This is a genomic window from Flavobacterium phragmitis (genome assembly GCF_900112575.1).
GTDB lineage: Bacteria > Bacteroidota > Bacteroidia > Flavobacteriales > Flavobacteriaceae > Flavobacterium > Flavobacterium phragmitis.
Window position 1 is genome coordinate 242,147 of record NZ_FOMH01000006.1, and the last position, 24,501, is coordinate 266,647.

Here is a 24,501-nt window from a genome sequence, read left to right on the forward strand (position 1 = left end):
GGATTGAATTTTCAATATTTGATCCTCGTAAAACTTGAAACCATAAAAGCATATCCTGAAACAAAATAACCAGACAAGAAATGCAGCAAATTTTTAATTTCATTATAAGAAACAGTAATCGGTTACTGTTTTTGCTGCTTTTAGGTATATCGTTAGGACTCACTATTCAATCTCACTCCTACCATAGAAGCAGAGTAATCAGTTCTGCTAATTTTTTAAGCGGTGGTGTTTACGAAAAAATCAATCGTGTAAATGAATATTTGAATTTAAGAGCAGAAAACGACGAACTTGTACTTGAAAACGCAAGATTAAAAAGCCTTTTATTCAACAAAGAAGACACTACAAAACCGCCTACACCTGACAGTATCAAAGGAGTAAAACCTTCGGATATTATTGTATCTAAAGTAATTCATAATTCATACAATACTCACGAGAACTATATCACTTTAAACTCTGGAAGCAAAGATGGAGTTAAGCAAGATATGGGAGTAATCAACAGCTTAGGAATTGTGGGAGTTATTGATAATACTTCACCAAACTATTCAACTGTTGTAAGTATTCTGAACATGAAATCTCATATTAATGCAAAAATCAAAAAATCAAATCATTTTGGTTCATTAACATGGAACGGAAAAAGCACAGGATATGTTCAGCTGGAAGATGTTCCTAGATTAGCTTCAATTCGAAAAGGCGATACCATTGTAACCGGTGGACAATCTGTAATTTTCCCTGAAGGAATTAATATTGGAACGGTTGATATAGTGTACAAAAAAGAAGGCACAAGTTTTTATGTTATAAAAGTAAAATTGTTTAACGACATGACCAATTTAGGACACGTTTATATCATTAAAAGCAAAGGAAGAGAAGAACTTATTAATTTAGAAAACAAAAGCAAAGAGAAAGATGAATAGCGCTTTGTTGGTAAATATTTTTCGATTTATTATGCTGCTGGCAGTTCAGATTGTTATTTTCAACAATATGAATTTCTTAGGCTACATAAGTCCTTTTCCGTATATCTTGTATATTATTTTATATCCTGTAAACAGCAATAAAGCGGGTTTAATAATCTCTAGCTTTTTACTGGGTTTAACTATGGATATGTTTTGTAATTCTGGCGGAATACATGCAACAGCCTGTGTAATTCTTGCCTATTACAGACCCTATATTTTTAAGTTCTCATTTGGACTTAGTTATGAATATCAAACTATTAAACTAAACGAATCTTTAACACCAGAGCGATTTTCATTTATACTAGTTTCGGTTTTAATACATCATATTGTATTGTTTGTGCTCGAAGCATTTCAATTCATGTTCATTTGGGATGTTTTACTCCGAACGTTATTTAGCTCAATTTTTACCATAATCACCTCCATAATAATAATTTATCTTATTAAGCCCAATAAACGATGAGAAAAGTTCTGCTGCCCACTATAATTATTATTGCAGCATCTTTGCTAGTGATTAGGATCTTTTATCTGCAGATTATCGATGATTCCTTTAAGCTGAAATCAGAAAATAATGCGATAAAAAAAGTCTACGACTATCCCGAAAGAGGCTACATCTACGATAGACACGGGAAACTTCTCGTGGCTAATCAAGCTTCTTATGATATCATGGTTATTCCTAGAGAGGTAAAAAAAGATTTAAATATTGCTGAATTCTGTACGCTTTTAAATATCACTCAAGACGAGTATCACAAGCGTATTGAAAAAGCAAAAGTTTACAGCCCAAGACTTCCTTCTGTTTTCTTGTCGCAGTTAAATAAAAATGAATTTGCGGCTTTTCAGGAAAAACTTAGAAAATATGAAGGATTTTATTTCCAGAAAAGATCGCTTCGTGATTATGAAGTAGATTATGGCGCAAATATTTTTGGCTTTATCACACAAGTGAACGAAAAATTTCTTGCCAAGAATCCGTACTATAATAGTGGAGATTTACATGGAATGCAAGGTGTAGAACAAAGTTACGAAGACATTTTACGCGGTATAAAAGGTGTAAAATACATTCAGAAAGATAAATACAACAGAGAAATTGGCCCTTACAAAGAAGGAAAATACGATACAATTGCCGTAGCTGGAGAAGACATTAATTTAACCATTGATGCTGCTCTTCAAAAGTATGGCGAAGAATTAATGATCAATAAAAGAGGTGGTATAGTGGCTATTGAACCTAAATCAGGTGAAATTTTAGCACTGGTTACCGCTCCATCTTATGATCCAGGAATTTTAGTTGGCCGTCAAAGATCTAAAAACTATACCCTTTTATATCACGATTCTATTGCGAAACCATTATACGACAGAGGTCTTTTAGCAGAGTATCCTCCTGGTTCTCCTTTTAAGATTTTAACTGGTTTAGTGGCGCTGCAAGAAGGCGTTGTAAACGAACAAACCACTTTTATGTGTCATCATGGTTTCAGCTATGGTGGAGGCCGATTTATGAAATGCCATGGTTTTGGACCACACCAACTGCATAACGGAATCTACAATTCTTGTAATACTTATTTTGGACAAGCTTACATGCTTACCATCAATAAATATAAAGATCCGGGACAAGCTGTTGATGTTTGGAGTAATCACGTAAAAAGTTTTGGACTAGGACAGTTTATGGGTTATGATTTACCTACTGGAAAAAGAGGGAATATTCCAACTTCTAAAACATATAAAAGAATTTATCCTAACGGAGGCTGGAGAAGTTCAACCATTGTGTCTAACGCAATTGGTCAGGGAGAGGTTTTGATGACGCCAATTCAGTTAGCTAATATGATGGCAACTGTTGCCAATCAAGGGTATTATTACACTCCTCATATCATTAAAAAGATTGAAGGAGAAAAAATTGATGAAAAATTTACAACAAAACACGTAACTACAATTGATCAAAAATATTTCCCGCCAGTTATCAGTGGTTTATTTGATGTATATAACAAAGGTACGGCTTACGCTCTTAGAGTAGAGGGAATTGATATTTGTGGAAAAACGGGAACAGCAGAAAACTATGCCAAAATAAACGGAAAAAGAGAAAAGCTTAAAGACCACTCTATTTTCGTAGCTTTTGCACCAAAAGACAATCCAAAAATTGCCATTGCCGTCATGATTGAAAATGGAGGTTTTGGAGCAACAGTCGCAGGTCCTATTGCGAGTTTGATGATTGAAAAATATCTAAGAAACAAAATCACAAGAACCGATTTAGAAACAAGAGTATTAAATAAAAGTTTAGCCGCCGAATATGCAAAATTAGGCGGAATGAACGAAGCAAGTAAAATCGAATCAGTACCAAAGGATTCTCTTTTACAAGCAAAAATTATAAAACCCAAAGCGCCAGTTACAGTAACGCCAAAAACAGAGGTTAAAAAAACAGCAGTAGACACAACTAAGAAAAACTAAGAGAGAAAGTATTTCAAATGAAAAATCAAAGTGTAAAAAATAATATTGATTGGATAAGTGTCTTTATCTACATTGCGCTGGTAACACTAGGATGGCTGAATATTTATTCGTCTTCCCTATTATCAACAGATGGAACTTATCAAAAACAGCTTATTTTTATTGGCTGTACAATTCCTTTGATATTTGTTGTACTTTTTGTTGATGGTAAATTTTACGAAAAATACGCCAGTATTATTTTTGGAGTGGCTTTATTATCACTAGCAGGGCTATTTCTATTTGGAAAAACAATTGCAGGACAACGATGCTGGTACGCTATAGGAAGTTTTACTTTACAGCCTTCAGAGTTTGCCAAAGCGGCTACTTCATTGGCTTTGGCCAAATATTTAAGTGACACTCAAATTAATTTAAAAGAAACCAATAGACAGATTCAGGCGCTGGCAATTATGCTTTTACCTGTAATGCTTATTTTACCACAGCCAGACCCAGGAAGTGCTTTAATATACAGTGTTTTTATTTTGGTTTTGTATAGAGAGGGTTTGCCTTCTTGGTATGTATGGACAGCTTTTATAACGATTGTTTTATTTGTACTTACTTTGGTTCTCGAACCTTATGTTGTTATCATTATAGCTTTTGTTGTTTTAGCTATTATCTATTTCAAAGGAAGAGTTGTTGACCGAAACCTGTTGCTCAGCGCAATCTTATTAGCTTTAATATCTGGTTTTGTTTTTTCTGTTGATTATGTTTTTGACAATGTTTTTAAACAGCACCATAGAGACCGTTTCAATATTTTACTTGGAAAAACAGTCGACATGAAAGGTATTGGATATAATACCAATCAATCTGAAATTGCAATTGGATCTGGAGGATGGATTGGAAAAGGTTTCTTAGAAGGAACACAAACCAAAGGAGGATTCGTTCCAGAACAGCATACCGATTATATTTTTACAACTGTAGGTGAAGAATGGGGATTCGCAGGTTCTTTGACTGTAATTGTACTTTTTGTTACATTACTGCTTAGAGTTATTTATTTAGCCGAAAGACAGAAAACAAAATTCAGCCGAGTCTATGGCTATTGCGTCGCAGGAATTCTTTTTATACACTTCTTTGTGAATATTGCCATGGTAATTGGAATTTTCCCAACAATTGGGGTTCCTCTTCCCTTCTTTTCATATGGAGGTTCTGGACTTTGGGGATTTACAATATTGTTGTTTATTTTCCTTAAAATGGATGCCAATAAAGTAAATGAATGGTAAATAGTTAAACCTCAAATAAAAAATTCCAAATTCCAAATTCCAAATTCCAAATTCCAAACGAAACTTAAAATTTGAAAACCAAAACAGGAAAAGCATTTTAATCACTCAGCTCGAAATTTCGAATTTGGACACAATATTCATTTTAAAATAAGTCTATATATATATTTAATTAAAATGTAAACTATCTTAAATTTAAATAGAATCATCTAACTATAAGACATAAAAAAATCCGAAGTAATGTGCACTTCGGATTTTTTTATGCTTTTATAAAATTATATCTGTTCGTTTGGTCTCTTTTTTAAAAGTTTTAATAAGACTGGGAACGTAGATATTATAATGATGATTATAATGATATATTCTATGTGTTTTTTCAAATCTATTCCTTGTTTCAAGAACACACCGTATAAATAATGTCCTGCAAAGATTAAGATGAATGACCAAAGGAAAGAACTTAAAATATTATAAAACATAAATTTCTTTTTATCCATTGAAACGATACCTGCAACTATTGGAGCGAATGTTCTAAAAATTGGAAGAAAACGAGCGTAAATAATTGCTTTTCCGCCATATTTCTCAAAGAAATCTTTTGATTGAAGCAGGTATTTTTTCTTAAACCAGAAAGTATCTTCTTTTTTGAATAAATAATAACCGCTTTTGGCTCCAAACCAATATCCTGTCATATTTCCTAATACTCCCATTACCGCTACTGCAGTGGCAAGTAAAAATACATTTACAAAATCATTTTGAATATGTACAACGTTCTCAATTAAATCACGGCTATAAATGCCAGCTAGGAAAAGCAAACTGTCTCCAGGCAGAAAGAAACCTGCAAAAAGTCCTGTTTCAGCAAACACTATAAACAGCACAATAAATAACCCAATCTGAAAACCTCCGACGCTTAAAGTAATATAAAATTCAGGGTTTAGTAACTGGGTCCATTCAAAATTATTCATAAAATGAGATTGGTTATTTTTATAAGTTTGTGAAAGTAACAATAATTTACCTCAACCGCAATAAAATGCAGTATTTTAAACATAAATTAACTATTAAAAAAGCCCAAACACAAGTTTGGGCTTTTCGTTATAATTATTCTCTCACATACTTGCAACAGCTATGAAGATTATCATAATCCTCAGTTGTTGCTTTCACTTCTTTAGTATCATGACCTGCTTTTGCAACTGCCTTATTCAAATCTGAGGGAGAAGATTTCTCTTCGTTCAAAATAACTGACAATTGATGAGAACTAATATCCCAACTAGCTGTTTTTACTCCAGGAACACCATAAGCCGCTTTCTCGATTCGTTTTTTACACTGCTCACAGTTACCGTTTACTTCTGTAGTATATTTTAAGTTTTTGTTCTTTTTAGTTTGAGCTTGCGCTGCAAAACCAAAAAAAGTAATCATTGCTATTAAAAGTAATCTATTCATCTTAATTATTATTTATTGTTATTAAAATTGATTTTTTCGAAATTGATATTGTTATTGATTATTTGATTTTAAATCGTAATCCAGCATAATACATTTGTCCGAAGATTGGTGCGTATGCAATAGAAGCATCAAAATTAGGCCCAAAAGGATCCCCAGCTCCTAAAATTGCTTTTTTCTGCTTATAGTTTCCAATATTCTCCCCTCCTATATACACTTCAAAAACAGAAGAAAATACTCGAGTCACTTGTGCATTCATAACCGCATATGCAGGTGAAAAATCAGGTAATTGATCTTCTACAGGATTGGAAGCAGTATAAGGTAACTGCTGTTTTCCTGACCAGTTATAAGTAAAATCAAATTTCCATTGTTTGTCATCATTCAAAGTTGTTTCGTATTCCAAATTTCCTAAGAAACGATGTTTTGCCTGTAACGGACGCTGAAACGAACCTCTCAAATAATCTGTTTGGATGTCATAATATTTATAAGCAGTTCTTAGGTTTAAATTATGAATCAATTCATAATTAAATTCTACTTGAAGACTATTTGCAAAAGAACTTCCTTTCAAATCATAAAATAAAACCTGCTGTGGGCTCTGCATTACATCTACAATTGCCTGATTTTGGAAATCAGTTCTGTAAAAGTCGAAACCTGCATCGGCATTTTTACCAAAAATCTTGAATTTCTGAGAGAAACTAATTCCATAATTCCAAGCAATTTCAGGATTTAAACCATAAACTTTTCCGCTTGCATCTAAAATAGAGAACGTTCTAGAACTTGCAAAAAGCTGTTGGTTTTCGGCAAAAATGTTAGCGGTACGTTTTCCTCTTCCTGCAGAGAAACGAATTACTCCATTTTTCCACGGGTTATATCTCATGTGTAATCTCGGAGTCACAAAGAAACCTAAACGATTGTGATTATCAACTCTCCCACCTAAAATCAAACTAAAATTGTCTGTGTTGTCATAAGTATACTCAAAGAATGCTCCAACCGAATTATCAATTCTGCTGTAATCCACAACATTTACAAACTCCTGATACTGATCGTAAGTAAAGTTTAAACCCGTTGTAAACTTGTGCATTGTATTATTGATAATCGAGTTGAAAATCAAATTAGAATAAAAACTATTCTGTTTGATATCATAGAGATTCAAACCAAAATAAGAATCTTGTCTGTGGCTGTTAAAAGCATTTTGAAAACCAATACTCTGATAAGGCATGTCTTTAAATACATATCCAATTTTAGTAGAAACATCAAAACGCTCTGTATTGATTTCAGAACCCCAATAATTTGTAGTCCCACGATCACGGTCTTTATCAAAATCCACTTCTCCTGTTTGTTTTTTATCATTCATGTATCTGAAATTGATAAAACTAACCAAACCGCTTTCTGGATTGTAATACTGGTAACGATTCAAAACGTTGATTTGCTTTCCTAACGGATTGTCTAAAAATCCGTCATTATTCATATCGTTTTTTGCTACACGTGCATTTCCGTGAACAAATAAACTGGTTGCCCATTTATCGGATAATTTTTTATTGAAATGCGTATTTAATTCGAATCGGGAATCGGTTGATCCGTAAGCGTTCACAAAGAAAGGAATATCACTTAAAGGCTTTAAAAGCTCAGTGTTAATTTGACCCGAAATACTTTCGTAACCATTGATGACACTTCCTGCTCCTTTGGTAATCTGAACACTTTCAATCCATGTTCCAGGAGTAAAGGATAGTCCGTAAGCTTGAGAAGCACCACGGACAGAAGGGATATTTTCTTCTGTAATCATTAAATACGGACTGGTTAATCCAAGCATTTTAATTTGCTTAGTTCCCGTTAAAGCATCCGAAAAATTAACATCGATCGATGGATTGGTCTCAAAACTTTCTGCCAGATTACAGCAGGCTGCTTTGAGCAATTCTTTACTAGTTATAACTGATGTATTGGCAGTTAAGGTGTAGGATTTTTTAATTCCTTTTTGTTTTTTATTGATTTTTACTTCCTCTAAATCTTCTTGCGAAAAAGCAGCAACAGAAAGAAAAAATGCCATAAAAAGCATAATATTTTTTTGCATAAAAAATGATTTTAATGTTGAATAGAATTGCTATTTTGACGTTTGTTCGAAAACAAAACCAATCAAAATGCGCATACAAAGCCTTAATCAAGACTTGTACGATATCTTAACATTAAAATCAGGAATAGAAAATATACTGATGGTATAATTTGAATAAGGGGGGCGCATTTGCATCAGCATAATACGAAAGTACTTCTTTCTTTTTAAAACTTGGAAGCTCTAAAAACACTAAAGGTTTGTAATCTTGCTGAATTGCTGGAAAATCAAATTGAAAAAAGAAAAATTTAAGCGTCGCGTTATCTGACTTTTTCTCAATTTGAACATGTTTGTCTTTACAACAGGAATTCTCTTTTTCTTTAGAACCGCAGCATTTTTTTTCGACTACTGGTTTTGAAGTTGTATTTAAAGAAATAGACGCGATTTTTCCGCCGCAATAGTGCACATCAAGGGCAAACCCAATATTGGAAACCAATAATAGGAACGCTAAAAATAGTCCTGTGCACTTTTTTAAATTCATACTGCAAAACTATTCAAAAACTGCCGATAAAAAAACCAAAATAAATGTTATTTTTTTGAAGATTGAAGCTGATAATAAAATCCTGGAATAAATAACAGCACTAAAATAGGCTGAATTATAAATCTTCTGACATAAAAAAGAAGCCAATTAGCATTTGGAAAATATTCCAGAATTACAAAAAAGGCGACTAAGAGCAATACAATAAAAAAACTGTATACGATTAAACTGAATTTAAAAATATCCTGATTTTGAAATAATGTATAAATCAAAAGAAGGGACAAAGCAGAATTCAGAAAATAACGAAAAAAAAGTCCGAAAAAGAGTTTCAGTCCATTGAATTTAGGATAAGGCAAATCTTTAAAATCATCTTTAAAATAATTCAAAAAAGGATCATAAAACAATTTCGTTTCGAAACTCCTAATGAGCGCGAAACATAGTATTACAATTACTGCAATAAAAATTTGAAGCTTATTTTGTTTTAAGTTATCTAGCATATTTTGAAAATCTATTGATCCAGAAAATCCATAAAACAAAAACATATCCGTAAATAATCAATGGAAATACAATTTCATGAAGCAGATCTTCATATTTTGGAAAATTAATCAAAAGAACTGTCAACAAGGCAATTCTAATGATATTCAAAATGTAGATAGACAAAACTCCCAAAAATATAAAAAGTAAAGTCTGCTTTAACTTTCCTGAAAACGCAGCCACAAAAGAAACGAAAAGAATCATCACACTTACAGCATTGCAACCTTCTGTTACAAGTGCTAATTGGCGTCCATTTAATACAATTCGCATCCAAGGATTTTGAGTACTTTTTTGAACAACAACATCGTAATTAAAAAGCCTCAACAACTGTTCTGTGTTTTTACCGCAGATCACTGTTATGCCATCGAGATCATTTGCTTCAAAACTATTCAAATAGAATTTATAAAGCACTGTTAGGACAATATACGTCAAGAAAAAGATCCCTACGAAAATTAAAAACGGCTTAAACTGGACTAAATATTTCTTCAAGAGATTTTTTTTTTCAAATTTATGTATTTTTTGAGTTTAGCTTTAAATACTTTTGTATAAAATTTTCAAATCATGACATTTCAAGAATTACAACCAAAAATAAGCGCTATAGTATCTGATAACAATAAAGTTAGAGATGAGAAACTACTAGCTGTTTGCCAACTGTTAAACGAAAATATAGAATACTATAATTGGGTAGGTTTTTATTTTGCCAACCACGAAAACAAAACACTTCATTTAGGTCCGTATGTAGGTGCAGAAACAGACCACACTGTTATTCCTTTCGGAAAAGGAATCTGTGGACAGGTTGCAGAAAGCAATGCCAACTTTGTAGTGCCTGATGTAAAAGCTCAAGACAATTATATTGCCTGCAGTTTGACTGTTAAATCTGAAATTGTAGTACCGCTTTTTGTTAATGGAATTAATATTGGACAAATCGATATCGACAGCCATGTTATTGATCCATTTACAGAAGCTGACGAAAGATTTTTAGAATTTGTAAATCAAGAGGTTGCTAAATTATTCTAGAAGTTCTATTTTTATTAGAGAAAATAGCTTTGAATGAAAAAATACCCCTTTATATTATTCTTCTTTATAATTTCAGCTCACTTATCGGCACAAATTAATATGGTCTCGAAAAAGATTTTTCTTGACTCATTAAATCGTGAAACCACTTCTCCAGACTTTAGTTATACAAGAGTAATTACCAACTATTCTCAAAAAAGCACAAGATATGTTATCACTGATTTCTACAAAAATGGAAGAAAGAAGATGACTGGCGCTACTTTGGACAGAGACATCCTGAAAAAGGACGGAGAGTTTATTTGTTATTACAAAAATGGAGCAAAGGAATCGGTTATAAATTACGTTGACGATCATAAATCCGGCAAAGAAATTAATTGGTACGAAAACCAAAGTAAAAAAACGGAGAAACAGAATTCGTGGGATCCAAAAACAAAAAAATCCCAAACCCTGATTCTTAATTGCTGGAAAGAAGATAAAACACAAACTGTAACTGACGGAAATGGCGAATATGAAGAAACCGATGGATTTATAATTCAAAAAGGAGAAATAAAAAATGGCTTAAAACAAGGAATCTGGCAGGGAAATGATTCGTCTAAGAATATTTCGTTTACCGATAATTATGAGAAAGGTATTTTAATTTCTGGAGAAAGCATCGATGCTAATAATGTAAAAACTTCTTATTCTTCTTTAGGCGAAAAACAGAATCCGAAAAAAATTCTTAAACCAAAATAAAGAATCGTCGATAAAAGTATTTATAGACAAGCATTTTAATAAAAAAAAGTCCTTTCAAATCATCAAAAAAGAATTCCACATAGGCTTATTTTCAGATTCTTTTATTTTTTTTTGATTTTTCTGTTTTTTTAATCTAATTTTGCACCCGTCTTACAAAAGCTGTATGACATACATAAAAATCATTTAAAATAATATTGGAATGTATTTAACTAAAGAAAAGAAAGAAGAAATTTTTGCACAACACGGTGGTGCTACAAACACAGGAAGTGCAGAAGGACAAATCGCATTGTTCACTTACAGAATTGCTCACTTAACTGAGCACCTGAAAAAAAATCGTCACGATTACAACACTGAGCGTTCTCTTGTACTATTAGTAGGTAAAAGAAGAGCTTTGTTGGATTACTTGAAAAAGAAAGAGATCAACAGATATCGTGAGATTATCAAAGTATTGAATATCAGAAAATAATCAATATAGAAAAGAGGTGCGAAAGTGCCTCTTTTTGTTTTTACATTACACGCATACTATTACAAGAAAAAAAGTTTGGTTTTTCATTGGGTTTTAGACAACAACAACTACACACAACAACAACTACAACACAACTAAAACCCATTGTATAATCAAAAAGGAAAAATTTATGATTCCACAAGTTTCACAAGAAATTATCGATTTGGGAGATGGAAGAAGCATCTCAATCGAAACAGGTAAACTAGCAAAACAAGCTGACGGTTCAGTGGTTGTAAGACAGGGAAACTGTATGTTGTTAGCAACGGCAGTATCTGCAAGAACATCTAATCCAGGTGTTGACTTTTTACCTTTAACAGTAGATTACCGTGAAAAATTTGCTGCTGCAGGACGCTTTCCTGGAGGTTTCTTCAAAAGAGAAGCTAGACCAAGCGACAGCGAAATCTTAACAATGAGATTAGTAGACCGTGTTTTACGTCCGCTTTTCCCAGACGATTACCATGCAGAAACTCAAGTTATGATTCAGTTAATGTCTCATGACGATACTGTTATGCCAGATGCATTGGCAGGTTTAGCAGCTTCTGCTGCATTAGCTGTTTCTGACATTCCATTTTACAACTTAATTTCTGAAGTACGTGTTGCACGTATTGACGGAAAATTAGTAATCAATCCAAGCAGAGAAGAATTAGAAAAATCAGACATCGACATGATGATCGGAGCTTCTTTGGATTCTGTTGCAATGGTTGAAGGAGAGATGAAAGAGATCTCTGAAGCTGAAATGATCGAAGCAATTAAATTTGCACACGAAGCTATCAAAGTTCAAATTGAAGCTCAACAAAAATTAAGAGCAAAATTAAACTCTCAAGAATACAGAACTTACGAAGGAGAAGTTGAAGACGAAGCTGTTTACGCAAAAGTAAAAGCTGCTGCTTACGATAAATGTTATGCAATTGCTCAAGAAGCTTCAGGAAAAGCAGAAAGAGGAGAGAAATTCGCCGCTGTAAAAGAAGAAGCTAAAGCTTTATTTACAGAAGAAGAATATGCTGAAAATGCAGATCTTGCTGGTTTAGTTGGAAAATATTTCTACAAAACAAACAAAGAAGCAGTTCGTAATGTAATCCTTGAAAAAGGAATTCGTCTAGACGGTAGAAAAACTACAGAAATCAGACCAATCTGGTGTGAGACTGATTATTTACCATCTGTACACGGATCTTCCTTATTTACACGTGGAGAAACTCAAGCTTTGGCTACAGTAACTTTAGGAACTTCTAGAGAAGCTAACCAAATCGACTCTCCATCTGAGCAAGGTGAAGAAAAATTCTACTTACACTATAACTTCCCTCCTTTCTCTACTGGTGAAGCAAAACCATTAAGAGGAACTTCAAGAAGAGAAGTTGGTCACGGTAATTTAGCTCAAAGAGCTTTAAAAAATATGATCCCTGCAGATTGTCCTTATACAATTCGTGTTGTTTCTGAAGTTTTAGAATCTAATGGTTCTTCTTCTATGGCAACAGTTTGTGCAGGAACAATGGCGCTTATGGATGCTGGAGTTCAAATGGTAAAACCCGTTTCTGGTATTGCTATGGGATTAATCACTGACGGTGAGAAATTTGCTGTATTGTCAGATATTTTAGGTGACGAAGATCACTTAGGCGATATGGACTTTAAAGTAACTGGAACTGCTGATGGTATTACTGCTTGCCAAATGGATATCAAAATCGAGGGATTACGTTATGATATCATGGAACAAGCTTTAGCTCAAGCTCGTGATGGACGTTTACACATTTTAGAAAAATTAACTGAGACAATCGCTGCACCAAGAGCAGATGTTAAAGCTCACGCACCAAAAATCATTACCAGAACTATTCCTGGAAACTTTATTGGAGCATTAATCGGACCTGGAGGAAAAGTAATTCAAGAATTACAAAAAGCTACAGGAACTACTATCGTAATCAACGAAGTTGATGAACAAGGAGTTGTGGAAATCTTAGGAACTGATCCAGAAGGTATCAAAACAGTATTGGCTAAAATTGATGCTTTAACTTTCAAACCTCAAATGGGAGAAGCTTACGAAGTTAAAGTAATCAAAATGCTGGATTTTGGAGCTGTAGTAGAATATACTGCTGCACCAGGAAACGAAGTATTACTTCACGTATCTGAATTGGCTTGGGAGCGTACAGAAAATGTAGCTGACGTAGTTAAAATGGGAGATGTTTTCCAAGTGAAATACTTAGGAGTTGACCCTAAAACTAAAAAAGAAAAAGTGTCCAAAAAAGCACTTGTTCCTAGACCTCCACGTGAGGAGAAAAAAGAGTAATCAGATCTTAGTTTACTAAAGGTTTATTCATAGAAAACCCCAATTCAAAATTTGAATTGGGGTTTTTAAGTTTTTATACTTCTGGATTTCCCATTTTATATAAATGCTTAAAGTGCGAAAACATCATTTCTAATAAGGTTTTATGATGATAAGGTTGCTTGTATTCTTTTGTAGTTTCTTCAATTATATTATTTATTTCACTATAATTCGTATGACATATATTAGGAAAAAGATGATGCGCCGCATGACAATTCGAACCTCCGCTCAAAAATCTAGCCCAGCCTTTATCCGCATTCCAATCACAGCTAGTATGAAGCTGATGTACTGCCCAAGTATGTTCTAAAAACTCTCCTTCGGGTTCGGGATAATCTGCACCATCAAAAAAATGTGTCCCTACCAACATTATAATAAAAACCATTGACGTGAAAGCACTAGCAGTAAAGTAACTCACAACAACAAAACTCCATTCAAAATGAGAAAACAAAATAGGAAGAATCAAAACCAGAGTAAAGTAAAATATTTTATACAACAGAAATCTAAGATACAATTCCATCTTTGGAACACCTCGCTTCATCCAATCATATTCGCTTGAAAACAAATACATCCAATCACTCATAAAAACAGAATGCAATAAAGTAAACATATAAACAAAAGGCGCATAATAGACTTGGTATTTATGCATGGGTTTCCACGGATGTGTCGGTCCTAATCTCAAGAAAGGATTCTTATCAATATCTACATCACTTCCTTCTACATTTGCATATAAATGATGTGAACGGATGTGTCTTAACCCCCAAAGCAACGGATCGATTCCTACAGTGAGAAAACTAAAGAAATGCAGAACTGAGTTTGCTTTTTTATTTTTGAAAGCAGTATTATGTGATGCATCATGACCAAAACTAAATCCTATTAACAACCCTGATAACTGAAAAACAACATACAACAGCCAAAAACTCATTTTACTTATCGAATCCGAAAAAAGTGCAAGGTATGATAGATAACAAACAAATGTCCAAAACAGTCCTTTAAACCAAAATCTGGCATCTCCATAAGAAATAATTTTACCCTGAAGCTGTTCCTGAACTCGTTGTTTTAATGTAGAAAAAAAGAGTTTCTCTTCTTCTGATTTATTGAAATATTTAGCTTTCATAAAAAGTGTCTTTTTAAAATTACATGGCAAACCTATTGCATTTATCGCAGTTGGATTTGCGCAAACCAATAAAATTTTTTCTTAAATTTGTGATTATCGCAAAATATGAAATCGCAAGAGTCATTTTTAAAAGCAATTAAACAAAAGATCCCGCAGTCAATTTCTTTGATTGACGAAGTTGCAGGTGTTTTAGAAATCAGCTACGATGCTTCGTACCGACGAATTTCAGGGAAGAGTAAGTTTTCTATAGATGAGACAGTCAAACTCGCCAGCCATTTCAACATTTCATTAGATAATTTATTTTCTAATAATGAAAAGGTGATTGTTGAGAAAACAATCGAAATTGAAAACTTAAAAGACATGCTTCAGTATTTCAAATCCTCTGCTGAAAACATTGAAGTGTTAACAAAAAATAAGAAAACTAAATTATTTTATTCCGCAAAAGACATTCCGTTGTTTTACTTTATGGACGGAACAATTTTATCAAAATTCAAAGCTTTTGTCTGGCTGAATCTTTTAAATTCTAACCAGAAAAAAGTAGCATTTGAAAATTTTGTAATCGAAGAATCCTTTACAGAATACATGCAAAAACTGAAAAAAATCTACGAAAACACGATTGTAAATGAAGTATGGAATGACACCACAATAAACAGCAGTTTACAGCAGATTCTGTATTTTTATGAAGCCGGACTTTTGAGTTTAAAAAGTGCAAATGCTCTTTGTGCAGACCTAAAGAGAATTATTGACCTCATACAAGAAAAATGCAATAATCCAGAAAATAATTTTTCTGTTTATTACAATGAGCTCATTTTATTAAATAACAACATGCTCATTGAAACCGACGAGAAACTGACCATGTTTGTTCCTTACACACTTTTAGGATACTTCATTACCAATAACGAAGAAAGCTGTAAAAATGTACATCAATTTTTTAAACAGCAAATTACAAACTCCAAACCTCTTGGACAGTCTGGCATTAAAGAACAAAATCTTTTCTTTAATCGTGCCATCCGCAAAATAGATTATTATATGGAAAAGATTAATTCTCAAGTAGATTTGTTTTTTTAAGTAATGATGCTTGAAATCAATTTATTTCTCTGAATTAGAGATTCTGTTTTTTTCTTGTTTTTTGGACTTGATTTTTTTAAAGGTTTTCTGAATCAATTTGCAATAAAAAATAATCGTAACAGTCTAAAAAGAGCATTTTTATGTTAAATTATTTAAAGAAAAAAAATATCTTTAACACACCAAAAAACAATTATTACTAATCCATAAAAAAAACTCTCCAATGTGTGATTCTTCGAAAGAACTTCCATTTGTTCCTTACCCAACAATTCAAACCACTAAAATCAACACCGACGTATTTACTTTTTTAAGTCCTGGCGAGGTTACTTACCCTGCTGCTCCATTAATTTCCGCAAAATTTTACACTCCAGAAGGCGGACCATTGACTCTTAAAGTAAGAGCTACACTTTACATGAACTCTGAAATTCCTGATCCACCAGTTGTAGAACCTCCTACTGAAAAAGATAATGTACTTACAATCAATTACGATTATGATTTCTCTATGGAAACACCAGAAACTTGTGATGTATGGTATGTAGAACTAGATTATACCTCAGACACCGTACAAAACATAACTTTGATTGAATCTTTCATGGTAAACTTAGACCCTGAAACTTCTCGAGGGACAAAAACAGAGATACCATAATCAATCATGAACAATAAAGTTTTCTTATTTTTATTCTATTTTATCTTTCAAAGCTCTGGTCTTCTTTTTTCTCAAACGGATGATAATATTGAAAAAAAAATCCTTACTAAAAAAGCTATAGAGTTTAAACAAGATTTAAACTTCGTAAAATCCCAATATTTTTACTTAAAAAAAGATTGGGATTCTACACTTATTTATTCCATGAAACAATTAAGTGTTTCAAAAAATAAAGAATTAAATGATTATAGTCATTTTTTCAGAGGATCCTCCTTTCAGCAAAAAAAACTCTATAAGGAAGCCCGAAAAGAATTATTGCAAATTTCTAATAAATTTGCCTTAAATCCTCAACGTACGATTAGGTTAGCTGCCATATCCTTAGAATTAAGGGAATTTGAAAACGCTAAAAATTATTATGAATCAGCCATTTCTATGCCTGAAACTTCTAACGAAATTCATAGCTTATCACTAATTTATGAAGGATTAGGAATAACCTATTTCTTTTTAGAAAAATATGAGAAAGCTGAAGATTATTTAATCAAAAATGAAGCAATAAAAGAAAAAGAAAAAAACGAAAAGGAACTTTTAGATGCTTATAATGCTTTGGCCAACTTATATTATGTGCAATATAAAGATCAACAGGCTATACCTTATTTTCAAAAAGCATACTTATTATCAAAAAACTTAAATGATTTAGGAAAAAAAGTTTTGGCCGCCACAAATATGTCTACGGTTGAAGAAAATGCAAAAAATTACAAAAAAGCACTAGAATACAGGAAAGAAGCAAATAAGTGGACTGATTCTTTAAACAATCAAAACAAAATCTGGGCAGTGGCAGACTACGAAAAGAAATTTGCCATAACACAAAAACAAAAGGAAATTAAAGTTTTACAGGTCGAAAATCAACTTAAAAATACCCAGCGTAACTTTTTATTTTTCTCTGCAATTGGACTTTTACTGCTTCTAACCGGCGGTGTTTATTTATACGCGCAAAAAGTAAAAAATAGCAAAATCATATTACACCAAAAAAACAAATTAGACGAACTGAACGCTACAAAAGATCAATTATTCTCGATTGTAAGTCACGATTTACGTTCTTCGGTTAATGCTTTAAAAACGAGCAACTCCAAATTATCTGCAACATTAGAAAGCAAAAATTATGATCAATTAAATCAGTTGATTGCTCAAAACAGCATTATTGCAAATGGCGCTTATAGTTTACTGGATAATTTATTGCATTGGGCTTTACTGCAAACCAAACAACTCTATTTTCATAAAGAATCGATTCATTTATATTCCATAATACAGCAAATCGAATTCAATTATAAACCATTTTTATTAGATAAATCCATAACGTTTGAGAATTCGGTTTCTAAAAATATTTTTTTGTTTGTCGATCTTGATTCATTCAAAATTGTATTTAGAAATTTATTAGACAATGCCATAAAGTTTTCAAAACAAAATGGAACAATTACCTTTTCTACAAATGAAATCGATTCTGATTTTTGCGAAATTATTATGGAAGACACCGGAATTGGAATGAGCCAAAACACTATTAACGAACTGCTTCAGGAAGGCGGATTACTAGCCAAAAAAAGTGATTCAGAAATTATAGGAACTGGTTTGGGTTTACAGTTATGCAGACAGATGATCAAAAAAAACAACGGCACATTTAAAATAGAAAGCGAACTCAACAAGGGAACTAAAATAATCGTAACTTTCCCTAAAATGAAACAAAATGGATAATATCAATGTTTTAATCATAGAAGATACTCCAGATCAAAGTGATGCACTTATAAAGGTATTGCTTGATAACAACTATAATATTGCAGGAGTTGCACGTAATTTTACAGACGCCTTAAAGTTATTTTATGAAGCTACTGTTGACATCATAATTATTGATGTTTTTCTTGACGGAAAACCAGACGGAATAACGTTTGCCGAATCTATAAATATTATTCCTAACGCATCAAAACCATTTGTTTTTTTAACTAGTTCTAACGATCGCCAGATTTTTGAAAGAGCAAAATTGACCAAACCATTCAGTTTTTTAATGAAACCTTTTAATGAACTGGAAATTTTATATGCCATAGAAATGGCTGTAGAAAAGTTTTATGAACAAACGAATGTATTTCTAAGTGAAGAACAAAATACGGTCATCAGCAATGATTCGTTATTTATAAAAAAGAAGAACTCACTAAAAAAAGTAGCCTTAGAAGATATTCTCTATATCGAAGTCGAAGAACGTTACTGTAATATTATTACGGAGAAAGAAAAGTTTGTAATCTTGATTTCGCTGACAAAAATTAGTGAACTGCTTGACAAAAGTAAATTCATAAAAACGCATCGCAATACTATTGTAAATTCAGCCAAAATCGAAGAGATTTTTCCCGCTGATAATCTTATTATCTTGAAAGGAAATTATCGAATAAATCTAAGCGATACTTACAAAGACTTCATAAAAAACATGAACATCTTATCTTAATTTCAAGATTTCAAAAATATTTCTCTTCGAACTGAATCCCCTTTAAACAAAGGGGATTTTTTTATTTGAAAGAAAAATTTTAGAATACTAATCGGTTCTCATATTTCATGACATAAAAAATGGGTTTCATGACATTTTCAAGATAAAAAACTTAAATCAAAATTATTTTTGACTTATCAAAATCAAAACACTATCAATGAAAACAGCAATAATAAAACAACCAGAAATGAAAGTCCTACCCCTTCTAAAAAAAATAATCAGTAATCCTTGGATTGGCGTTGCAGTTTCATTAGCTATTATAATTCCAAGTTTATACAAAATACTAGATAATGTTACCGTTTTTAGAATGGAATACATTTTACTAGCTATCTTTTTCCCTATATATCTTAGATCTTTAAAGAAAATATTTGATGAAATTTTAGATCGTACAGATGAATTTTATGATTGAATGTTACCAACATTATTCTTGTCCAAAAACCATATAAAAAAAATCCTAATTCAAATTATGAATTAGGATTTTTACATTTTTAACAAAAATAGAAGTTTTATTTCATTTTAACATTTATTAGTAAAATTCATAACATATTTTTAATATTTTTGCCCATACCAAAACATACTAAATACCCAATAATCCTTTGAAAAATCTTAGAAAAAAGTCAGTAGAAATACTTTTCTTTGCAATATTCTTTAACATTTATAACATTTACAGTCAATCAAACAATAAAACTTTAGCTTTTAATTGGTTCGACAATACAGTAAAAAAAGAAAACTTACCAATCAATAATGGTAAGTTTCATACCAATTTTGACAAACTTGTTGGCAATGTCGATAGATACTACATCTCTGACAAATTCTCTCATGCCAATCTTGGTTATGAAAATCAAGAATATTTTGATGTCAACCTTAAATATGATATTTACAAAGACGAACTGATCTTAAAATCAGAAGGCGAAGGACTCTTCGAAATCAATCTTATAAAAGAAAATGTTCAGTATTTTAAACTACATGATAGAAAATTTGTCAATTTAAATCTAGACAAGCAGTTTCCGTTAAACTTCCGAAGCGGTTATTATGAAGAAAACCTACTGGGTAAAAACTTTATCTTTTATATAAAACATTACAAAGACAAAAAGGAAATAATAAAAGGCACAGAAACTTTTATCGATTATTATTACAAAAATCAATTTGTGCTTTTTATCAATGGAAAATACAATTTAATAAATTCCAAAAGTGAACTTATTAAAATATTTCCTAATGAAAAAAGCAAGATTAATGACTTTTATCTCATGAATAGAAATCTGAAAAGTGAAAATGAAAGCAAGTTCATGGAAAATTTAATGAGATACATCAATAGCATTTAAAAAATACTCTCCCCCGATAACAGCCAAAATAATGAGGTCATTAATTAGCACTTTAATTTTATTGATTTTTAGTCAGTTAGCATTTTCTCAAGACAAAAATTCAGAAATCAGCATTGAATTCAATAATAGCAGCAGAACTGCTGCTTTACAAAAAATTGAAACCATTTCTAAATACAAAATTTACTATCAGGATGCCTGGTTTGAAAACAATGTATTGATATCTGGAAACTACGTTAATAAAACAATTTCTGAAATAGTATCCAAAATACTTGACAATACAGACTTGAATTTCTTTATTGACAAAAACAAAATAGTACTTACCAAAAACAGTATTATTTACGACAGTTTCCCTGATTACGAAACTACCAATCAAGACCTTGCAAACAAGCCTGCAAAATCTGCAAATCCTGTGTTTTTTGGGCAGTTTGATTCTGTCAAAAAATCAGGTTCTAAAGACAATAATAATATTGTATTAGTTGGTAAAGAATCTAATGTAGCCAATACTGGTATCTATACATTATCTGGTTATTTGAAAGATATAAAAACCGGTGCACCGCTGGCAGACATCAATGTAAAAGTTAGAAATACTTCTATCAGTACCGTAACAAATGCTGAAGGTTATTATTTCCTAAAAGTTCCTACAGAAGTGAATATTATTGATATTGAATCGATAATCTATCAAAACATCACAAGAAAGGTTATGGTTTATAGTGACGGAAAGTTAGATTTATTCCTTACTGAAAAATTAAATCAGCTTGATGAAGTTGTAGTAAACAGTAAGGCATCTCAAAACATCAGGACTGCCATCACTGGAGTTACGACCATCGAAGCCGAAGGAATAAAAAATATCCCAGTAATTTTAGGAGAAAGAGATATTTTAAAAGTTGCGCTTACTATTCCAGGAGTAAAAACAGCCGGAGAAGGTTCTGCAGGATTTAACGTTCGAGGTGGAAAAGAAGACCAAAACTTAATCCTTCTTGACAATGGGACTATTTATAATCCAAGTCACTTTTTTGGTTTTTTCTCTGCCATAAATCCTTATACGGTAAACAAAGTAGATATTTACAAAGGAGGAATTCCGCCTGAATTTGGAGGAAGATTATCTTCTGTTTTTGACATAACATCCAAAAATGGAAATGTCGATAAATTTACAGGCGAAGGAGGTATTGGTCCCGTTACCAGTAATTTGACTTTTTCTACACCAGTTGTTAAAGGAAAATCAAGTTTATTGGTTGGAGGAAGAGCCACTTATTCTGATTGGATCTTAAAAACGTTGGATGACGAAAAACTAAAGAAAAGCCAAGCTTCTTTTTATGATTTATTTGCTAGATATACACATAAGATAAATGCTAAAAATTCTATAGAAGGAACTGCGTATTACAGCAAAGACGCTTATAGTATTACATCCGATTCATTGTATAAATACAGCAACAGAATGGTTTCCTTAAAATGGAAACATTCTTTCACCGAAAAACACAATGGAGAACTTAACGTTACCAACAGCGAATATAAATTCAATATTGACTACGATTCTAATAATTCAAATGCATTTGATTTCGGATACAAAATCACCGAAACGCAAGCTTTATTAAAATTCAATTATAACTTTAATGATAAGCATAAGTTTGTTTATGGAATTTCGAGCAAATTATACAATGTAAATCCTGGAGATTTAAAACCTAAAGATCCAAATTCTTTACTTATGGAAACTCATATCCAAAAAGAAAAAGGATTAGAATCGGCTTTATTTATTTCGGACAATTTTAAAATTACAGATAAATTGCTGTTAGATTATGGCGCACGTTTTTCTGCTTATTCTGCATTAGGTCCGTCAACACAAAAAATTTATGAAGAGGGGCTTCCTAAAAATTCTTCAACTGTTGTCGAAGAAAAAACGTATGGAAACAACGAAGCAATTAAAACGTACACTGGTTTTGAACCTAGAATTGGTGTTCGCTATTTGTTCGACGAAACTTTTTCTATAAAAGCAGGTTACGACAAAACTTTTCAGTATATCCATTTATTATCAAACAATACTACTCAATCGCCAACTGATACATGGAAATTATCTGACTTAAATGTAAAACCTCAAAGCGGACAGCAGTTTTCTTTAGGATTGTTTAAGAAAACGGACTATAAAAACCTAGAATTAAGCGTTGAAGGATATTATAAAAAATCTAATAATATCCTAGATTATAAAGTGGGTGCAAACTTACTTTTAAATGAAAATTTAGAAACAGAATTGCTACAAGGTGAAGGAAAATCTTACGGGGTAGAATTCTTGATTAAAAAGATGGAAGGAAGATTAAATGGATGGATTGGATATACGTATTCTAGGGCATTCATAAAGTTAGACAGTCAATTTAGTGAAGAAAAAGTAAATAATGGCAATTATTTCCCTACAAACTTTGACAAGCCTCATGACTTTAGTACAGTATTAAATTATAAATTTACACATCGTTATAGTTTTTCTGCCAATTTTATTTACCAGACAGGACGTCCAATAACGTATCCAATTGGACAATACAATTATGGAGGTGCTGAATATACTCTTTACAGCGATAGAAATAAATTTAGAATTCCAGATTATTATAGATTAGATATTGGTATTAATATCGAAGGAAATCATAAAATTAAAAAACTGGCACATAGTTTCTGGAATATTTCAGTATACAATGTTTTAGGAAGAAATAACCCGTATTCTGTGTTCTTTGTTACCAAAGAAGGAAAAGTTCAAGCTTACCAAACATCAATATTTAGTGTACCTGTACCAACAATCACCTATAACTTTAAATTCTAATGCTAAAAAAAATTACCACATATAAATTAGTTTTAATTGTATTGTTTATAGCTGTTTCCAGCTGCACAACTCCATATAACTATACAACAAATGGTTTTGAAAATGCTATTGTAATCGAGGCAACAATTACAAACGAATTAAAAAAACAAGAAATAAAATTATCCCGAACTTATAAATTTGAAGATGAGGGGCCAGTTTTTGAAACTGGCGCAACTGTAAGCATAACAGATGATTTAGGAACCGTCTATGGCTTTGATGAAGAAAATGGAAGCTACTTTTCTGCAGCAGAATTTAAAGCTTTGCCTGGAAGAACATATCAACTCCATGTAAAAACCAAAGACGGAAAATCGTATAGTTCCACCATAGAAAAACTCACAACAGAAACCAATCTGGATGATATTTATACAAACGTAACAACCAAAGAAGGTGTTTTAGGAGTTGAAATTAGAGCCAAAAGTTATGATCCTGCAAACAGCTCTAAATATTATCGTTATGAATATGACGAAACCTATAAAGTGATAGCCCCAAAATGGTCTCCTTATGAAGCTATAGCAATTCCTAAAAACAGCGGTCCAGCTCCAGGTGATCTTTTTATTCAGCGCAGAACAAAAGAAGCGAGAATTTGTTACTCAACTAAAAAATCAGATGCTATTATATTAACTAATACAAATAATTTATCTGAAGATCGTGTTGATTTTCCAGTGCGTTTCATTCCAAGTACAGATTATGTTATTGCCAATAGATACAGTATTCTTGTAAAACAGTTTGTTCAAAATCTTAGTGCTTATACTTTTTATCAAACCCTAAGCAAAATATCCGGTTCAGAGAGTCTTTTATCTCAAACTCAACCTGGATTTTTAGCCGGAAATATTAAATCGGATACAGATACATCCGAAAAAGTAATTGGCTTTTTTGACGTTTCGGCTTATAGCGAAAAAAGGATTTTCTTAAATTTTTCGGATGTATTTCCAAACGAAAAACTGCCAAGCTATCCTTACGACTGTCCAATGGCACTTATAACACCAACGCAAATAAAAGAACATCAACTCTTGTATTGTTTTGCAGACAATAATATACCTCCATGTTTTGGAACCACAGTTTATGCTGATATCGCACAAGGTACTGGTGTATATTATAACGGATACAATTTTCTTGGCATCATACCAAATAACGGAACAGTTACTATAGAAATGTATGATACAGAATGCGGAGACTGCACATCATTTTCATCAAACATAAAACCATTATTTTGGATAGACTAAGACTCTCTTTAATCGTAATAACTGCACTATTTCTT

At 32.1% G+C, this 24,501-nt stretch carries 23 protein-coding genes; 16 read left to right on the plus strand and 7 right to left on the minus strand.

Going from position 1 to position 24,501, the window contains the following annotated elements; all coding sequences use genetic code 11:
• The first annotated feature begins 80 nt into the window (after positions 1-80).
• From mreC to rodA, 4 genes are read left to right on the plus strand one after another with little or no spacing between them, the layout of a single operon-like run.
• Complete coding sequence (mreC, locus tag BM289_RS12555) at positions 81-911, plus strand: rod shape-determining protein MreC (protein WP_091493915.1); 831 nt, start codon at positions 81-83, stop codon at positions 909-911.
• Positions 904-1,410, plus strand: a complete 507-nt coding sequence (locus BM289_RS12560; RefSeq protein WP_091493918.1) for a rod shape-determining protein MreD — start codon at positions 904-906, stop codon at positions 1,408-1,410. Before mreC ends, BM289_RS12560 begins: the two co-directional genes overlap by 8 nt.
• The gene (mrdA, locus tag BM289_RS12565) at positions 1,407-3,380 is read left to right on the plus strand and encodes a penicillin-binding protein 2 (RefSeq protein WP_091493921.1); all 1,974 of its coding nucleotides are present in this window, start codon (positions 1,407-1,409) and stop codon (positions 3,378-3,380) included. Before BM289_RS12560 ends, mrdA begins: the two co-directional genes overlap by 4 nt.
• Positions 3,381-3,397: 17 nt before the next feature.
• Positions 3,398-4,633 carry a rod shape-determining protein RodA gene (rodA, locus tag BM289_RS12570; protein ID WP_091493924.1) on the plus strand — a complete coding sequence of 412 codons (1,236 nt, stop codon included), beginning with the start codon at positions 3,398-3,400 and terminating at the stop codon, positions 4,631-4,633.
• A 272-nt stretch (positions 4,634-4,905) separates the two neighbouring features.
• On the opposite strand, the gene BM289_RS12575 is transcribed toward rodA, so the two are convergent.
• The 6 genes from BM289_RS12575 to xrtF form a co-directional block, all read right to left on the minus strand.
• Positions 4,906-5,586 carry a DedA family protein gene (locus BM289_RS12575; protein WP_091493926.1) on the minus strand — a complete coding sequence of 227 codons (681 nt, stop codon included), beginning with the start codon at positions 5,584-5,586 and terminating at the stop codon, positions 4,906-4,908.
• A gap of 133 nt (positions 5,587-5,719) precedes the next feature.
• Positions 5,720-6,061 (minus strand): heavy-metal-associated domain-containing protein, encoded by a 342-nt coding sequence (locus tag BM289_RS12580; protein WP_091493929.1) that lies wholly within the window; start codon positions 6,059-6,061, stop codon positions 5,720-5,722.
• A gap of 58 nt (positions 6,062-6,119) precedes the next feature.
• On the minus strand, positions 6,120-8,126 hold the full coding sequence (locus tag BM289_RS12585) for a TonB-dependent receptor plug domain-containing protein (protein WP_091493932.1): 2,007 nt from the start codon (positions 8,124-8,126) through the stop codon (positions 6,120-6,122).
• A 118-nt stretch (positions 8,127-8,244) separates the two neighbouring features.
• Entirely contained in the window at positions 8,245-8,643 is a 399-nt protein-coding gene (locus BM289_RS12590; protein WP_091493935.1) for an HYC_CC_PP family protein, read from the minus strand.
• Positions 8,644-8,690: 47 nt separating this feature from the next.
• Positions 8,691-9,137 carry an exosortase F system-associated membrane protein gene (locus BM289_RS12595; RefSeq protein WP_091494233.1) on the minus strand — a complete coding sequence of 149 codons (447 nt, stop codon included), beginning with the start codon at positions 9,135-9,137 and terminating at the stop codon, positions 8,691-8,693.
• Positions 9,127-9,663 carry an exosortase family protein XrtF gene (xrtF, locus tag BM289_RS12600; RefSeq protein WP_091493937.1) on the minus strand — a complete coding sequence of 179 codons (537 nt, stop codon included), beginning with the start codon at positions 9,661-9,663 and terminating at the stop codon, positions 9,127-9,129. The genes BM289_RS12595 and xrtF overlap by 11 nt, the downstream gene beginning before the upstream one ends.
• 72 nt (positions 9,664-9,735) lie before the next feature.
• Here xrtF and BM289_RS12605 point away from each other — a divergent pair, with 72 nt between their 5' ends.
• From BM289_RS12605 to BM289_RS12620, 4 genes are all read left to right on the plus strand, one after another.
• Positions 9,736-10,191: a GAF domain-containing protein gene (locus BM289_RS12605; protein WP_091493940.1), complete on the plus strand. Its 456-nt coding sequence runs from the start codon at positions 9,736-9,738 to the stop codon at positions 10,189-10,191.
• A 33-nt stretch (positions 10,192-10,224) separates the two neighbouring features.
• Positions 10,225-10,920, plus strand: a complete 696-nt coding sequence (locus BM289_RS12610; protein ID WP_091493942.1) for a toxin-antitoxin system YwqK family antitoxin — start codon at positions 10,225-10,227, stop codon at positions 10,918-10,920.
• Between the two features lie 199 nt (positions 10,921-11,119).
• Positions 11,120-11,386 (plus strand): 30S ribosomal protein S15, encoded by a 267-nt coding sequence (gene rpsO / locus BM289_RS12615; protein ID WP_057117622.1) that lies wholly within the window; start codon positions 11,120-11,122, stop codon positions 11,384-11,386.
• Between the two features lie 169 nt (positions 11,387-11,555).
• Positions 11,556-13,700 carry a polyribonucleotide nucleotidyltransferase gene (locus BM289_RS12620; protein ID WP_091493945.1) on the plus strand — a complete coding sequence of 715 codons (2,145 nt, stop codon included), beginning with the start codon at positions 11,556-11,558 and terminating at the stop codon, positions 13,698-13,700.
• Between the two features lie 73 nt (positions 13,701-13,773).
• Here the strand turns inward: BM289_RS12620 and BM289_RS12625 are convergent, their stop codons facing one another.
• Positions 13,774-14,850, minus strand: a complete 1,077-nt coding sequence (locus BM289_RS12625; protein ID WP_143102075.1) for a fatty acid desaturase family protein — start codon at positions 14,848-14,850, stop codon at positions 13,774-13,776.
• A gap of 105 nt (positions 14,851-14,955) precedes the next feature.
• Between BM289_RS12625 and BM289_RS12630 the strand changes: the two genes are divergently transcribed.
• The 8 genes from BM289_RS12630 (at position 14,956) to BM289_RS12665 (ending at position 24,466) form a co-directional block, all read left to right on the plus strand.
• Positions 14,956-15,918, plus strand: coding sequence for a helix-turn-helix domain-containing protein (locus tag BM289_RS12630; protein WP_091493950.1), 963 nt, complete (start codon positions 14,956-14,958; stop codon positions 15,916-15,918).
• 220 nt (positions 15,919-16,138) lie between these two features.
• Positions 16,139-16,561: a hypothetical protein gene (locus BM289_RS12635; protein ID WP_091493954.1), complete on the plus strand. Its 423-nt coding sequence runs from the start codon at positions 16,139-16,141 to the stop codon at positions 16,559-16,561.
• 201 nt (positions 16,562-16,762) lie between these two features.
• Positions 16,763-18,304: a tetratricopeptide repeat-containing sensor histidine kinase gene (locus tag BM289_RS12640; RefSeq protein ID WP_244165369.1), complete on the plus strand. Its 1,542-nt coding sequence runs from the start codon at positions 16,763-16,765 to the stop codon at positions 18,302-18,304.
• Positions 18,297-19,043 carry a LytR/AlgR family response regulator transcription factor gene (locus BM289_RS12645; RefSeq protein WP_091493959.1) on the plus strand — a complete coding sequence of 249 codons (747 nt, stop codon included), beginning with the start codon at positions 18,297-18,299 and terminating at the stop codon, positions 19,041-19,043. The genes BM289_RS12640 and BM289_RS12645 overlap by 8 nt, the downstream gene beginning before the upstream one ends.
• 196 nt (positions 19,044-19,239) lie before the next feature.
• Entirely contained in the window at positions 19,240-19,491 is a 252-nt protein-coding gene (locus BM289_RS12650; protein ID WP_091493962.1) for a hypothetical protein, read from the plus strand.
• Positions 19,492-19,678: 187 nt separating this feature from the next.
• Positions 19,679-20,404 (plus strand): hypothetical protein, encoded by a 726-nt coding sequence (locus BM289_RS12655; RefSeq protein WP_091493964.1) that lies wholly within the window; start codon positions 19,679-19,681, stop codon positions 20,402-20,404.
• Positions 20,405-20,435: 31 nt separating this feature from the next.
• Positions 20,436-23,204 carry a TonB-dependent receptor gene (locus BM289_RS12660; RefSeq protein ID WP_091493966.1) on the plus strand — a complete coding sequence of 923 codons (2,769 nt, stop codon included), beginning with the start codon at positions 20,436-20,438 and terminating at the stop codon, positions 23,202-23,204.
• A complete protein-coding gene (locus tag BM289_RS12665) occupies positions 23,204-24,466 on the plus strand; it encodes a DUF4249 domain-containing protein (protein WP_091493969.1) in 1,263 nt (420 codons plus the stop codon). Before BM289_RS12660 ends, BM289_RS12665 begins: the two co-directional genes overlap by 1 nt.
• The last annotated feature ends 35 nt before the right edge of the window (positions 24,467-24,501 follow it).